General features: G+C 34.1%; 19 protein-coding genes. 5 read left to right on the forward strand and 14 right to left on the reverse strand.

Features of this window, described 5'->3' with window-relative positions; translation table 11 throughout:
• Nucleotides 1-78: 78 nt before the first annotated feature.
• Genes ACSVDH_RS17870 through ACSVDH_RS17880 form a run of 3 tightly spaced genes read right to left on the reverse strand, consistent with a single transcriptional unit; the run spans nt 79 to nt 2,322 of the window.
• The gene (locus ACSVDH_RS17870; RefSeq protein ID WP_299093456.1) at nt 79-693 is read right to left on the reverse strand and encodes a PH domain-containing protein; all 615 of its coding nucleotides are present in this window, start codon (nt 691-693) and stop codon (nt 79-81) included.
• A 47-nt stretch (nt 694-740) separates the two neighbouring features.
• Nucleotides 741-1,511, reverse strand: coding sequence for a sporulation protein (locus tag ACSVDH_RS17875; protein WP_439251117.1), 771 nt, complete (start codon nt 1,509-1,511; stop codon nt 741-743).
• Between the two features lie 16 nt (nt 1,512-1,527).
• Nucleotides 1,528-2,322 carry a serine/threonine protein kinase gene (locus tag ACSVDH_RS17880; protein ID WP_439251116.1) on the reverse strand — a complete coding sequence of 265 codons (795 nt, stop codon included), beginning with the start codon at nt 2,320-2,322 and terminating at the stop codon, nt 1,528-1,530.
• A gap of 318 nt (nt 2,323-2,640) precedes the next feature.
• Here ACSVDH_RS17880 and ACSVDH_RS17885 point away from each other — a divergent pair, with 318 nt between their 5' ends.
• Complete coding sequence (locus ACSVDH_RS17885; protein WP_439251115.1) at nt 2,641-3,768, forward strand: DUF2515 family protein; 1,128 nt, start codon at nt 2,641-2,643, stop codon at nt 3,766-3,768.
• A 92-nt stretch (nt 3,769-3,860) separates the two neighbouring features.
• On the opposite strand, the gene ACSVDH_RS17890 is transcribed toward ACSVDH_RS17885, so the two are convergent.
• Nucleotides 3,861-4,043, reverse strand: coding sequence for a YozD family protein (locus ACSVDH_RS17890; protein WP_299093124.1), 183 nt, complete (start codon nt 4,041-4,043; stop codon nt 3,861-3,863).
• A gap of 290 nt (nt 4,044-4,333) precedes the next feature.
• Here ACSVDH_RS17890 and ACSVDH_RS17895 point away from each other — a divergent pair, with 290 nt between their 5' ends.
• Nucleotides 4,334-4,522 carry a hypothetical protein gene (locus ACSVDH_RS17895; RefSeq protein WP_439251114.1) on the forward strand — a complete coding sequence of 63 codons (189 nt, stop codon included), beginning with the start codon at nt 4,334-4,336 and terminating at the stop codon, nt 4,520-4,522.
• A 16-nt stretch (nt 4,523-4,538) separates the two neighbouring features.
• Here the strand turns inward: ACSVDH_RS17895 and yodN are convergent, their stop codons facing one another.
• The 6 genes from yodN to msrB form a co-directional block, all read right to left on the reverse strand.
• Nucleotides 4,539-5,201, reverse strand: coding sequence for a germination protein YodN (gene yodN, locus ACSVDH_RS17900; RefSeq protein WP_439251113.1), 663 nt, complete (start codon nt 5,199-5,201; stop codon nt 4,539-4,541).
• Nucleotides 5,202-5,428: 227 nt separating this feature from the next.
• A complete protein-coding gene (locus tag ACSVDH_RS17905; RefSeq protein WP_299093129.1) occupies nt 5,429-5,656 on the reverse strand; it encodes a YozE family protein in 228 nt (75 codons plus the stop codon).
• Nucleotides 5,657-5,732: 76 nt separating this feature from the next.
• Nucleotides 5,733-6,716: a biotin synthase BioB gene (gene bioB, locus ACSVDH_RS17910; protein ID WP_439251112.1), complete on the reverse strand. Its 984-nt coding sequence runs from the start codon at nt 6,714-6,716 to the stop codon at nt 5,733-5,735.
• Between the two features lie 132 nt (nt 6,717-6,848).
• Nucleotides 6,849-6,965, reverse strand: a complete 117-nt coding sequence (locus ACSVDH_RS17915; RefSeq protein ID WP_299093131.1) for a YjcZ family sporulation protein — start codon at nt 6,963-6,965, stop codon at nt 6,849-6,851.
• Nucleotides 6,966-7,116: 151 nt separating this feature from the next.
• Nucleotides 7,117-7,494 carry a VOC family protein gene (locus ACSVDH_RS17920; protein ID WP_299093132.1) on the reverse strand — a complete coding sequence of 126 codons (378 nt, stop codon included), beginning with the start codon at nt 7,492-7,494 and terminating at the stop codon, nt 7,117-7,119.
• Between the two features lie 56 nt (nt 7,495-7,550).
• Complete coding sequence (msrB, locus tag ACSVDH_RS17925) at nt 7,551-8,519, reverse strand: peptide-methionine (R)-S-oxide reductase MsrB (RefSeq protein WP_299093133.1); 969 nt, start codon at nt 8,517-8,519, stop codon at nt 7,551-7,553.
• A gap of 239 nt (nt 8,520-8,758) precedes the next feature.
• On the opposite strand from msrB, the gene ACSVDH_RS17930 reads away from it, so the two are divergent.
• Both ACSVDH_RS17930 and ACSVDH_RS17935 read left to right on the forward strand, forming a co-directional pair.
• Entirely contained in the window at nt 8,759-9,181 is a 423-nt protein-coding gene (locus tag ACSVDH_RS17930; protein ID WP_439251110.1) for a MarR family winged helix-turn-helix transcriptional regulator, read from the forward strand.
• Between the two features lie 129 nt (nt 9,182-9,310).
• Nucleotides 9,311-9,556, forward strand: a complete 246-nt coding sequence (locus ACSVDH_RS17935; RefSeq protein WP_299093135.1) for a DNA alkylation repair protein — start codon at nt 9,311-9,313, stop codon at nt 9,554-9,556.
• A 55-nt stretch (nt 9,557-9,611) separates the two neighbouring features.
• Here the strand turns inward: ACSVDH_RS17935 and ACSVDH_RS17940 are convergent, their stop codons facing one another.
• Nucleotides 9,612-9,743: a hypothetical protein gene (locus tag ACSVDH_RS17940; protein WP_299093136.1), complete on the reverse strand. Its 132-nt coding sequence runs from the start codon at nt 9,741-9,743 to the stop codon at nt 9,612-9,614.
• Nucleotides 9,744-10,048: 305 nt separating this feature from the next.
• Between ACSVDH_RS17940 and ACSVDH_RS17945 the strand changes: the two genes are divergently transcribed.
• Nucleotides 10,049-10,243, forward strand: a complete 195-nt coding sequence (locus ACSVDH_RS17945) for a hypothetical protein (RefSeq protein WP_299093137.1) — start codon at nt 10,049-10,051, stop codon at nt 10,241-10,243.
• 71 nt (nt 10,244-10,314) lie between these two features.
• Here the strand turns inward: ACSVDH_RS17945 and ypmT are convergent, their stop codons facing one another.
• From ypmT to ACSVDH_RS17960, 3 genes are all read right to left on the reverse strand, one after another.
• A complete protein-coding gene (gene ypmT / locus ACSVDH_RS17950; RefSeq protein WP_299093139.1) occupies nt 10,315-10,509 on the reverse strand; it encodes a protein YpmT in 195 nt (64 codons plus the stop codon).
• Nucleotides 10,510-10,620: 111 nt separating this feature from the next.
• On the reverse strand, nt 10,621-11,739 hold the full coding sequence (locus ACSVDH_RS17955) for a S1C family serine protease (protein ID WP_439251108.1): 1,119 nt from the start codon (nt 11,737-11,739) through the stop codon (nt 10,621-10,623).
• A gap of 3 nt (nt 11,740-11,742) precedes the next feature.
• Nucleotides 11,743-12,903: an FxLYD domain-containing protein gene (locus ACSVDH_RS17960; RefSeq protein WP_439251107.1), complete on the reverse strand. Its 1,161-nt coding sequence runs from the start codon at nt 12,901-12,903 to the stop codon at nt 11,743-11,745.
• Nucleotides 12,904-12,906: the final 3 nt, after the last annotated feature.

Genomic DNA, 12,906 nt, shown 5'->3' on the forward strand with positions numbered 1-12,906 from the left:
ATAGGTATTTTTAAATTATTTTTACACAAAAAAACTGAAGGATCATACCCCTTCAGTTCTTACTATTATTATTCAATTTTAGTTATTAATATATTTTTCAAATACTTCCCCAAAATCCTTCTCATGGTATTGTTCGCGGGCTGTCGAAAGCCAATTAAAGCCAAATTCTGTTAATCCCTTATATGTATCAGCAAGACTGTTATCGTCCGTTCTTGAGTTTTGCAGAACAGCTACTGCTTTGTCTAAGCTTTGTGATGCCATTGTCAGCATAATCTCATTTTCATAGGAGATTTCTGAAATACGCAGTAATGCTTTGTAAAGATCCTTCAATTGCTCAATTTGATCTTTACGCACATCAATGTCCATTCTTTCGTTGCCTATTAAGAATTTTATTTCTACATCCATGTCAATTTTTCCAGCTGTTTCAAGGAGGACTCCAGAAATCTTGTGTTGAGAATAAGGATAACGCTTAAGTGTTCTTTTTGATGAAGCTGCACTGGTTCCATCTACGTGAATGATGGCAAGGTTTGTAAAACAATATTCATCAGATTTCGTTTTGATTAAAAAATAAATCTTTTCATTATCTTCGTGCATCACATAATCATCAGCATCTGTTTTATCATAATCAGATGGGTGTATGATCGTACCTATATCTGATAATCCTAATGCATCAGCAGCAATTTTTTTAAACATCTTTCATCCCGCTCCCTTTAAAATAAATTGTATTTTCTCTTTTACTATTAACCATGCTTCTTTAAAATATCTATAAATGTAGCTTTTAGTGTCGGCATTTCATGTTTATTTAGTGAAAAACGAATGATCGATTCATCCATGTCTAATGCTTCTGAGAATAAACCTGCCAAACCTTTTGAACGGCGATCAACCTCGATAATAATTTCAAGTTTTTCTTCGTTAAGTGGAAAGAAGATCAACTCAACTTCATCAAATTTCCCATAATATTGACCTGAGTTAGGAATGAACTCAAATTCTTGGATAAAGGGCAGCCTTTTACGAATTTTATAAGAAGCTTCCTCATTTTTTACTTTCCTTAATGTAAATCCAAGCTCTGAAAACACCTTTAATGCTTCATCCATCATGTCATGGGGCAAAATTTCTAACATATCACGGTCACTTGGATCGACTGAACCTTTTATATCCACCCCGGTTTGCACCCATACTTTTGAAGCACCGGCACTAATCGGAGTATCAAGCGGAACTTCTAATTTAAACGGAATCGTTTTGGTTTCACCAGGCATGATGACAAAAGGCTCGTTAAGCTTAATAGTTGAGATGACAGCCTGTTTATGAACAACTTTGTCATCATCTTCTTTTTCATAAGTCGTATTTATTGTTAAATAGACTTCATCAACCTTTTGCTCAATGTTTCCTCCTTTAATTTCAACAATGCCATCAACCTCTTCACCAGCTTTAATAGATGATTGAGCAAGTTTAGTATCGACTTTTGCCGACCCTATACCTACACTGGCTAAAATTTTGTTAAAAAGTGACATATCTCTTTTCCTCCCATTAAATACATGGTGTAACATCTTTTAAAAGCGATGAAATATCTTGATATGGTTCATCCAATTGCAGCATTTTCCGCAATATTTTTTTTGTTGAATATGAAATTTGCAATTCTTCTTCCCAGCTTTGCTGTTTCTTAGATGTTGGTACATAAGAGGAGTAAAGCAAAAACAATAAAAAATGTCCTAAAGCATAGAAGTCACTTTTAAAGGCAACTTCTCGAAATAATCGCTTTTCTAGATGGTTTAAATTTTCTTTATTGTCATTAGTTTTCTCATCAATTTTTCTGGCAAGACCAAAATCGATGATATAGTACTCTTCTTCATTTTTTAATATGTTTGGGATTCTTAAATCCCGATGAACATAGCCGTTCTCATGGATATATTTAACTAATTTTAATATTTCGTACAGCTCTTTTAAAGCTGCTGATTCTGAATAAAATCGATTTTCTTGAAAAATAAGTTCCTCGAACGTTTTTCCTTTTTTATATTCCATCACGATAAATAGTTTTTGATTTTCCTCAAATTGTTCGGAAAAGGCCGGAAAAGCAGAATGGTTTAGGTTCATTAATATATGTGCCTCACGTCTAAATGCTTCACGGCCTGCTGCCTCGAGCGTTTTATATCTACGTAATTGTTTTAAGACATAGGTTGAACCAAGATCATCTTTAACTAGATACGTAAACCCATAACTGCCTTTCCCTAACATTTCGATAATTGTGTATTTACCGCCAATCCTGTCAGCTGCCTTAAAAGGAGTTTCACATAATTCAATTAATTTTGAATAAATTTTCTTCATTAACTGCTATATGAGCTAAAGAAACCACTTGATTTATGCTTTTTCTTATAATACTGATGACCATATTTTGATGGATGGTAACCGCTCTTACGACGTTTAAAATCGCTTGAACTATAATGGCGGTGATGAGAATGCTTATTGGAGGAGACAATTGATTTAATGATTTTTTTTAACATACATAATCCCTCTTTTCATATTTTATAAAAATATATACGACATAAAAGAACAAAGGTTTCACTTTTTCATACAATAATACATCCATTATAACCTAAAGTGATGATAAAATTGTTAATTCCTCTTTACAAAAGGATGAATCATATGTATGGAATGGCAAAACTATTTAACTTGCAACAAAAAAAAACAAATGAAGCCTCCTCTATTTCAGAGGATGTACGTCATAAGCTTTACAATGATCTGTATGAAACTTTAACACATCCTTCACCAATCATAACAAACCAAAACGAGCGGAAATTAATACGGTACATTCAAAGAGAGACGGAGAAACATAATGTTAATAATATAACTCGTACAAAAGCATATCTCCAATTCTTTAACAGACATAAAGAAATTCATTGGGCCTTGCTTGCACATATGGTTTCCCGTAATGGAGGATATAATATGACTGACTTAAAGAGCTCATTAATTGGTCGCTTTTTAGCTGATAAAGAAAAGGAAAAATTATTCCATTTTTTAGAACGGGCAAATGCCTTAATTTTTCAAGATGCTTATCCTCAGCTGCTACTTTATGAAATAAGTAAAAGGGAGAACACCTCTCTCTTTCACTTGCTGCCAGCGTTACGAATAACAAAATTTATGATTCCAGTATGGGAACATTTCCTTTTATCATCTAATTCACAATTATTAACTTTAGCGTTAATCACAAATGAACAGCAATATGTAGAAAAACATTTGATCAATTTTACAATAACAAAAAAAATTTTTAAGACATTCACATATGTTATGCAAGAAAAACTGGGATTAACCCATGTTATTTTTCCATATAAACGTTATCCCTTTTTAAGAAATTATTCATTAGCCGGCATTGAGGTCCGTGATTTTTCTTCAGTACAAGAACGAATTAAGATTGGGAAACAACTCTATTCCATTTTGTTCTCAAAACTTTGTTTTGATTCCATCGTGCATTTTGCGAACCATGTTAGCCATACTGCTTCTAGAAGCGACTATTGGCCGCATTTTTTTTCGAAACAACTCAAGGGCAATCGGATAATTTATAGTCCCTCACTACTTGACGCATGGGATAATGTCTCACATCATTTTTCTCATCATCTTGATTGGTTTACTGACATCACTCTGATTAAAGGTTTTGAAAGAGGCATGATTGTTGAGAATGGAGATCTTACAAAAGAAGTAAAACATGATCTTCACATGTTAGCAACATTAGGAAAACTGACACCCATTCAATTCCCCGAAAAAAAAAAGAGATAACTAGTATCTCAAGTAAATAGTAAAAATTACTTCTGGTTGTGGCTGACGGTTGCATTCTTTTTTTAATGTTCAGCCCCAAATGTCAGCAATTATTAATCTTCCATCTCAAAATCTAAATCCTCATCAATAATGCATTTTTTTAGAAGGTAATCGAATGTAATATCTGCTAATTCTTCCAGTTCATCTTCTCCTGGAACATACCCTCTTTTTGTGAGCTCATTGTAAAAGAACTCAGCAATCTCCTCTGTATCAATTACCACTTCAATTTCCTTCACAATATCGCCCCCCTCTTATTGTTTATGTCCACTGAAAAGGACATATGTCTTTAAAATAAAAATTTTCACCTAAAGGGTCATGTTAGACCAGTCATCCTTAAGGGTTAAAGTCGTTTTCAATCTAACTGTTTACTAAACAAATGCCTGCGACTGAATCAATAGGAAAGTTTTACATTACCTGAACAAAAATGAGAACTTCAAGTGTTAAATAGAGGAATAAAGAAATAACTTGAACATATAAATAGTTTTAGATGGACAAGCTCTTACATTATTTTACGTGGGGTGACGAAATGTTAAACGCAATGAATCAAAAAGAAATAATCAAGAAAGAAGAAACATCTGCTAATAAAATCCTTCAATTTATAGATGGACCGGGATATGAAAAGCTATTGCAATTAATGATTAAAGGATTATTTTCAGGGATTCTATTTTTCTGTATACCTTACTTTTTTTATCTTTTATTAATATCTTTGTTTTAAACTCCATCTCCTTTTTTCAATAGTTACGTAGCCTTTTCAAGATATAATCCATCATTTCTTTATATTCTGGATCATTGAACAGTTCATATAAAGCCTTATAATCATTGTAAATATCCAATAATTCATCAATCAGTTTGTTTCGTTTCTGCAGCTCTTTTGAAGATTCCTTTTCACCTTTTTTATGTTGATTTATCATCATAACGGAAAAAGGGCCTTTCTCTCCAATTGTATTATTAAGATGAAGTTGCTGAATGAATGATTCTGCTTCTTGGTTACCTACCATTAAGCTCATCTCATCTTCTGTTGCTTCCAGCCATGCACCATCTGAGATTCTAGTTAATTCATATGTTAATTCTTCCCATCCATCGTCGGCATATCTCCATACCTCTGTTCGAATGCCAACGATTCGGAATAATGTACTTCCATAACCTTTTACAATGACAATATCCCCGATTTGATAGAGAATTTCTATTCTAATCTGCTCCGTTTCAATCACTGTCCCATCATAGTCCGAAAATAATTGCAGAGCATTTTCAAAGAATAAAATGTCACTGTGATTTACTTCATAAACAAAATGCTGGTCAACCTTATGAAGCTTTGTAATTGTCCCAACCGTTCCATACATAATAATCACGACAATATCCCCAATATTAAATTTTGGCCTGTTTGTATTTTTCACTATCCATCTCTCCTTTGTCGTGATTATGAAAGATATGATAGTATATGCTGTTTTTCATATTTCGTCATGGGCTGCATTTAGAATGAAACAGCTTCCACTCAGTAAGGGAGTGTCATTTATTCCCCTAAAAAACGCTGGTTTATCTAGATGTCATTATTGACTAGATGAACCAGCTTTGAGTATACAAAGGGCTATATAATTGCTTATAGACCAAATTATTTTATGTACTAAAGTTGTTTTAGAATCTCATTTTGATAACGCTCCCACGCTTCATCAAATATCGACATACTTGTTAGATAGTGTCCATTCATTTCTAAGTATGAACTTACCTCATCATAGCTTTCAGAATTTTTTGGAAAACTGTGGTCTTGATATGCTTCATTCGCAAATTTTGAAAGCTCGTCCTTTGGCTTAGGATGTCGATATTTCATTAAATAATGATAAAAAGATTTCATTACTCATTCCCCCAGCAATAAGATTTTTCTATTATAGCTTGTTAAGGAATGGAATGAAACCTTAAAGCCTGTCATTTTACTTACTATGTACGAGAAAATCTATTTCAAACCCTAAATCTTCAAGCATTTTATGGTCATCGGTACTTTCCTGTCCTTTTGTTGTTAAGTAATCACCTACAAATATTGAATTAGCCGCATATAATCCGAGGGGCTGTAATGACCTTAGATTCACCTCTCGACCGCCTGAAATTCTAATTTCTTTTGTTGGATTGACATAGCGGAATAAGGCCAAAACTTTTAAACAATATCTTGGGTTTAATTCATTTGTACCCTCTAAAGGGGTCCCATCAATAGCATGCAAAAAGTTTACTGGTATAGAGTCTGCATCTAATTCTCTTAAAAGATATGCCATATTCACGACATCATTTAGAGATTCACGCATTCCGATAATAACACCAGAACATGGGGATATCCCGCTCATTTTGACTGTTTCAATCGTATTTATTCGATCATCATATGTATGGCTTGTTGTAATTGCAGAATGATGGCTTCGTGAGGTGTTTATATTATGATTATATCTGTCAACCCCTGCCTCCTTTAGCCTGTTTGCTTGGTCGGGTTGTAAGATTCCTAAGCAAGCACATACTTTTAGCCCATATTTTGCTTTAATTTCCTTTACTGCATCTGCCACATGATCCACTTCCTTATTTGACGGACCTCTTCCGCTTGCAACAATACAATATGTTCCCACATTTAGGTGGTGGGCCTGTTGGGCACCTTTTAATATTGTCTCTTTATCTAGCATTCTATATTTTTCAATTGGCGCTGTTGACACAACAGATTGTGAGCAATATCCGCAATTTTCTGGACATAACCCTGATTTTGTATTCATGATCATGTTTAGCTTAACTTTTTTTCCATAAAAGTATTTTCTAATTTTAAAGGCTCCGTTTAACAGCAGTAATAAATCATCGTCAGAACATTGCAGGATTGCCATTGCCTCCATTTCATTTATTCTTTTTCCTTCTATGACTTCTTCAGCTAATTTTTGCCAATTCATCTACATTCCCCCATTATTGTATTAAAATTATGGTAATGGAAGAAAAGATCATTTGTCAACTTATTTATTATTTTGGTTAACATTTATGACAAGTAAAGAGCTCACATTTGGAGCTCTTCAACTTTTGACTTTTTATACGTATGCCGCACCAACGATAATTAATAAGATGAAAAGAACTACGATTAAAACAAAGCTATTTCCATACCCATATTGTCCGTAAGGATATCCATGATCATAGTAGCAATGCATTCTTTCACTCCTCATATACCTAATTTAGAATTCACATTACTTTATGTCATGGGTGGGTTGTATGGTATGTGCATTCGCCCATTTTAAGTGAATTAAAAAGGGCTGCTTCTGTAAGTATAGAAACAACCCTATTAAGACAACTTTTTCGTTTTTACTTCTCAAAAAACTCGATCCATTCTTGATCAGGTCCTCTAAAAAAGATGTATTTTGCGCCGTTTGGAAGAGTGGTAATTTCTTTATTAATCCATTCAACCCCTGCACTATCAAGTCTTTTTTGTTCATCCTCAATATGATCAACTCTAAATGCGACATGATGAACCTTACCTTCGTCCGGAAGATCAGGATTATACCCTTCAATAAATTCAACAATAATTTCTCCATTTACTCCTAAAAATGCAAGATCCTTATCGCCATCAGTATGCATAAATCGATCGATTAACTCCAGCCCAACGACTTCCTGATAAAATTGAATTGATTTTTCTATATTAGCAACTTGAATACCGACATGCTCAAATCCCAAAACCGCCATCTTATCATCTCCCATCATTTTAAGCTCTTTTTTTATCTATCAATAAAGAGTCATTCCTACCTCTCTACCTGAAATAAAGAAACGTATTTTCCATATCCCTCTTTTTCTAGATCTTCCTTCGGTATAAACTTTAATGCTGCTGAATTAATGCAGTAACGGAGCCCATTAGGTCCTGGTCCATCATTAAACACATGTCCTAAATGAGAATCTGCTGTTTTACTTCTAACTTCTGTTCGAACCATCCCATGTGAGGTATCAAGTTTTTCAACTACTTCGAATTCTTGAATTGGTTTTGTAAAGCTTGGCCACCCACAGCCTGAGTCATATTTATCCTTTGAGCTGAATAACGGCTTTCCTGAGACAATGTCAACATAGATCCCTTCCCCTTTATGATTCCAAAACTCATTATGGAAAGGGGGCTCAGTACCATTGTTTTGAGTTACCTCATATTGCATTGGTGTTAAAGATTCTCTTAATTTCTTCTGATCTTTGCCTTTCCAATGCTGCTCAATGAATTTGTCTCTTCCAGAGCCTGTTCGGTATTGCTTATACCTTATTGTATTTTTTTTATAAAAATCTTGATGATAATCTTCTGCCGGATAAAACGGCTTTGCTTTAAGTATTTTCGTTACAACCGGCTTTGAAAAACGCCCGCTTGCTTCTAATTCCTGTTTTGATTCCTCAGCCAACTTTTTCTGTTCTGGAGAATGATAAAAAATCGCTGTTTTGTACGATTCTCCGCGATCAAAAAATTGACCGCCCGCATCTGTAGGGTCAATTTGCTGCCAGAATAATTGTAATAGTTTTTCGTATGGGAAGAGATCAGGCTGAAAGGTAATTTGGACAGCCTCAAGATGACCAGTTGTATTGGAGCAAACTTCCTCATAAGTAGGATTTTCTTTATCACCGCCTGTATAACCGGATATCACACTTACAATCCCTGGCAGCTCATCAAAGGGCTGCACCATACACCAAAAGCATCCCCCTGCAAATGTTGCAAGTTCAAGCTTATCACTATTCATCATTGTGAAATGCCCCCTTCTTTTACTCATTGTCCTTATTATATAGCAAGATGTAAAACGGATGGAAGTAAACTGTTTGATTAGATAATAGCGCGACTTATCAAATGTTCACGGTGAGTTCGTAAAACTACCCGTATAAATGAAGGAAATCAACTTCGTAAAACGTAAATACAACTTGACACATCTAAAATCATTCCTTAGTCTAAAAAAAAGAATATTTTGTAGGTTCGGAGGAAATAAGCTTGAAAAGTCGTCAAGATAAAATGTATGAAATGGAAGCACTTATGCGCCTTGTATACAGAAAATTACGTCAGGATATGAATCTTGTTTATGAAAACGAAATGTCAAGAAATGAATTTTTTATATTAAAAACCCTTTACGAACAAGGGTCCAAAAAATCATCTGATTTATCAAAAATGTTAAATGTTTCTGCTTCCCACATTACAGCAGTAACTGATTCTTTAATTGAAAAAAACTGGATTCAGCGCGTCCGCTCTGTTCAAGATAGAAGAATTGTCGATCTTCACTTAACTGATGAAGGAAAAAATACTTTGGAATTATTTGAAAAAAAGAAAACGGACTTTTTATTAGAAAAATTTAATGACTTTAATGACCAAGACATCGAGAACTTTATTACCTTATTTAATAAATTATTGAAGGCGTAATAGGTATACAAAATCTAATAACGATAGCTGCTGCCATATTAGGGGTTTTGACAGTCGCTATCGTTTTTATACATATTTTCCGCGATTTTACACATGCTAGTTTGTAAAATACTAGGAGGTGTAATAAATATGCCGGCTCCATACTTATGCCCAAACTGCAAAACAAATCGTTCACGATTCAATATAATTGAACAACATGTTAAATCAGTAAAATTAAATCCGCAAACAGGAGACATTGTGGAGGAATTGGAGCAAGGAACACTGGACCCCTTTCATGTAACTTATAAAGGGCCTGAATACAGAATTCAATGCGGTGTATGCGGTCTTATTGAGGATGAGCTTTCATTTATAAAAAGAGCTCAACTTAATCAATAAGGACAAGAGAAAGTGGCAGCTCTTTTCTCATTAGAGAAGCCACTCTCTTTTTTGTTTATTCACTATTTTGCGTTGAATTAAAAAACAATTGTTTATCACTTTTTTCATTTTGTTTCATTATCGGCTTTTTCTCTTTTCCCATCTTTCCATCAGACTCGTAACTGAAGTTAGCGATCTTTTTAGTCAAAACAACCCCTCCTAGAAAAGTGTTACCTTCATTTTTTCCAGCTCATAGAAAAATATGTTTCGAAATTTTTTATTTTGCTACCTATGACTACTGACTGATTATAAGCGATAGTAACAACCATTTTACCTACTTTTACAATAATTTACTGTAAATAGTATTAACAAATTTTAACTTTATTTAAAGTTTTTAAAGAGTATGTACAGATTTTGTAAAAACCGTATACTTCCTGAAAGTTTCAATTATTATTAGATTGAGCCAGCTGGTTCAAAAAAGATTACTCATTCGTTACATGGGAGGAAAAAACAATGAAAAAAAGCTTATTATTAAAAGTCGGAGCATCATTACTTGCTGTATTTTTAATGGCTGCATGTAACAACACAGAGGAAACTGATACTGAAAACACAAACACAGAAGAAACTGAAGAAGGCGCTGAAACTGAGGAAGGAACAGAAACTGAAGAAGGCGCTGAAACTGAGACAACAGAAGAAGAAGCTCAATAATAATTATACTTAAAATCAAAAATGGGCTATCTCAACATAAAGGTCATACCTTCTTTGAGACAGCCCGTTTTTCAACCATTGTTTTTTTGTTTCTCATCCTTCATATGCCATAAATAGATAGCAATACTTAAAAATAGTGTACTATATCCAATATTCAAATATACTTCATCCATATTTTCTGCTACAAATTGCTGATAAGCAAATCCGCCAAAAATGATTGAAATTAAGATCGCTACCATCCCGAATAATACAAACTTATTTTTCATTAAGAATCCCCCTATCATTATTTATATGCCAAAAGTGTCTTTATTTGATTAGTATGAACTGCAAAAAACAATCACTATTCACATAAAATGAAAATGAAACAAATAATCAATCTATTTTTTCTCTGCTATTATTTTAGCTTGATCATTTTCATAAGCTACTTCATAGTTCATCTTATAGGTTTTCGTCACTTGTTCTTTGCCATTTTGCTCTTTTGCCGTTAAGGTTGTTTTAACAATAATGTGATTTTCCTTCATCTCTGTCTTAAGATCCATAATACTTATTGAAATAGTATTCAAATATCGTCTGCGAAATGTATCATAATCCATATTTGTTTGCCATTTGCTCCCTAACAACGAGTATGCTGTAACAAAATCACGATAATGGATACTTTCAATAAAATAGGTTACTAAGTAATCGGCTGTATCTTGCATTTCATTTTCATCTATTTCAGTTGAAACGTCAACCGTTGATGAAGCTGGAAGATTTTTCATCGGGGTTTCAGACCAGCTATTAACGAGCGGTAAGACCGAACTTATTGGAATGCTAAACCCAATACTTCCTTGCTCAATACGAGCGGAATTTATTCCAACCACCATCCCCGTTTTACGGTCTATTAATGGACCGCCGCTATTGCCTGGAGCGATCGGGGCTGAAATTTGATAGACATTTTCATATACATATGGTTCTACATGTAATTCTCTGTCAGTCCCGCTGATAATTCCGGTAGTCACTGTATTTTGGAAACCAAGGGGACTGCCTAAAGCCAATATTTCATCACCAATTTCAAGCTTTAAACCCGGTGATAATAGCAGAGGATCCGTTTCTTTTAAACCATCTACACGTACAAGCGCAACATCTGTTTCTGTGCTCATCCCAATTACTTTTCCTACAAACCCTTTTGCATCTGTCGTTCTAATTTTTACAGTCTTTGCACCATTAATGACATGAGCATTTGTAATGATATCGCCTTTGTTATTATATAAAAAACCTGACCCTACAGATCCGTCATCTAATTCCACCATGACAACCTTTTTCTGAGCCTCACGAATAATTTCCTTCAAATCAGGAATTGCTTGTTCATTTTCCAAAAAATCATCATTCTTTAGAAGCAAGGATTCGCTGAATACCTGTTTAGCCATTTTATCTTTTATATATAAAACACCGATACCGCCACATATCCATATAAAAACCGACAGACAAATACTAATTACTAAAAGCTTTTTATTCATAAATTATCCTTTCTTCTCTTCTAGCAGCCAGGATATGTTCGTTATTTCTACTTTCGCATTTTCTTTTACAGAATATGTGACATGCTCAAAATCACCTGATTGACCAGGTTCTAGTTTATTCGGAAAGACATTTGTTTTACCAGACTCCAGCTTTTTCCCATTTTCGTCCAAAACGTTAAATTCAATCACGATCGAATGAACGGTCTCGGTTCCACTATTTTTCACCTTTCCATTTATATACGCATCACCGTATTTATCAACATTTACTTTACTTGTTGTTAATTGAACTGCTTTCGTCAGATTTCGTTCTTCTTCCTTTTTAGCAGCAAGCATTGCTTTTTCGATTCGCTCCTGCTCCGCTTTTTCAAAAGATGTTTTTTCAGCAATGACTCTCTCTTTTAACGATAATAGCTTTTCATTGTTCACCACATATTCAAGTGCTTCGTCAATTACTCTTACAGCTTGATTAAAATGCTTGTCCTCTAGACGTTTCTCAGCCTCTGTAGCACTAATCGTCACCATCTTCGTATAAATTTGCTGTTTTAACTCAGATGCTTCAGAAAGCTCTAATGTATATAAGGTTGACAATTTACCAGCAAGTTCATCAATTGTCGTAAGTTTATTTATTTCCTCTTTTATTTCGCCTACCGTAACACTTGTTTCAACTTGTTGAATATCTTGTGAAAGACTAATAAATAACGGTGATTGATTACTTTGATCAACCTGGTTCTTTAATACATTAATTTCGCTTTTAGCAGCAGCAAATTGTTCATTCATTATTTTCTTTTCTACTGCATCTAGTTCTTCTTTTAGCTCTTTTATTACAAGAATCATTTCTTTATCCTGTATTAATATTTCGTAATCATTACGATATGAGAGGCCGTTTTCGATATAGCGTAACGCTTTATCGAACTCTCCTGCTAAAGCTGCTTCCTCTCCTTTTTCTTGAAAGGCGATAACCTTCGCATTTACTTTCATTTCATATAGTTTCGTAGTATAAAGAATCATAATGACAAGAATAAAACTTAGTAATGGTAGGAGATATTGTAGTCTTTTTAATTTTTTCGCTTTTGGATCATCCGGTTTGCTGAGCGGTTTCCCACAATGATAACAGTAATTAGCATTGGCTTCGATACGATTGGCCCCACAGTTTGTACAAAACATAAA

The sequence above is a fragment of the Metabacillus sp. Hm71 genome, assembly GCF_051842955.2.
Lineage (GTDB): Bacteria > Bacillota > Bacilli > Bacillales > Bacillaceae > Metabacillus.

Bases quoted from the DNA above. Each gene is read 5' to 3' on its own strand.
- ACSVDH_RS17945 (WP_299093137.1), top strand. From the start codon at position 10,049: ATGAAAAAAAGCTTATTATTAAAAGTCGGAGCATCATTACTTGCTGTA.
- ACSVDH_RS17895 (WP_439251114.1), top strand. From the start codon at position 4,334: ATGTTAAACGCAATGAATCAAAAAGAAATAATCAAGAAAGAAGAAACA.
- ACSVDH_RS17915 (WP_299093131.1), bottom strand. From the start codon at position 6,965: ATGCATTGCTACTATGATCATGGATATCCTTACGGACAATATGGGTAT.
- msrB (WP_299093133.1), bottom strand. From the start codon at position 8,519: ATGATGAATAGTGATAAGCTTGAACTTGCAACATTTGCAGGGGGATGC.
- ACSVDH_RS17880 (WP_439251116.1), bottom strand. From the start codon at position 2,322: ATGAAGAAAATTTATTCAAAATTAATTGAATTATGTGAAACTCCTTTT.
- ypmT (WP_299093139.1), bottom strand. From the start codon at position 10,509: ATGAAAAATAAGTTTGTATTATTCGGGATGGTAGCGATCTTAATTTCA.
- ACSVDH_RS17935 (WP_299093135.1), top strand. From the start codon at position 9,311: ATGCCGGCTCCATACTTATGCCCAAACTGCAAAACAAATCGTTCACGA.
- ACSVDH_RS17905 (WP_299093129.1), bottom strand. From the start codon at position 5,656: ATGAAATCTTTTTATCATTATTTAATGAAATATCGACATCCTAAGCCA.
- ACSVDH_RS17885 (WP_439251115.1), top strand. From the start codon at position 2,641: ATGTATGGAATGGCAAAACTATTTAACTTGCAACAAAAAAAAACAAAT.
- ACSVDH_RS17870 (WP_299093456.1), bottom strand. From the start codon at position 693: ATGTTTAAAAAAATTGCTGCTGATGCATTAGGATTATCAGATATAGGT.
- bioB (WP_439251112.1), bottom strand. From the start codon at position 6,716: ATGAATTGGCAAAAATTAGCTGAAGAAGTCATAGAAGGAAAAAGAATA.
- ACSVDH_RS17920 (WP_299093132.1), bottom strand. From the start codon at position 7,494: ATGGCGGTTTTGGGATTTGAGCATGTCGGTATTCAAGTTGCTAATATA.
- ACSVDH_RS17875 (WP_439251117.1), bottom strand. From the start codon at position 1,511: ATGTCACTTTTTAACAAAATTTTAGCCAGTGTAGGTATAGGGTCGGCA.
- ACSVDH_RS17955 (WP_439251108.1), bottom strand. From the start codon at position 11,739: ATGAATAAAAAGCTTTTAGTAATTAGTATTTGTCTGTCGGTTTTTATA.
- ACSVDH_RS17960 (WP_439251107.1), bottom strand. From the start codon at position 12,903: ATGTTTTGTACAAACTGTGGGGCCAATCGTATCGAAGCCAATGCTAAT.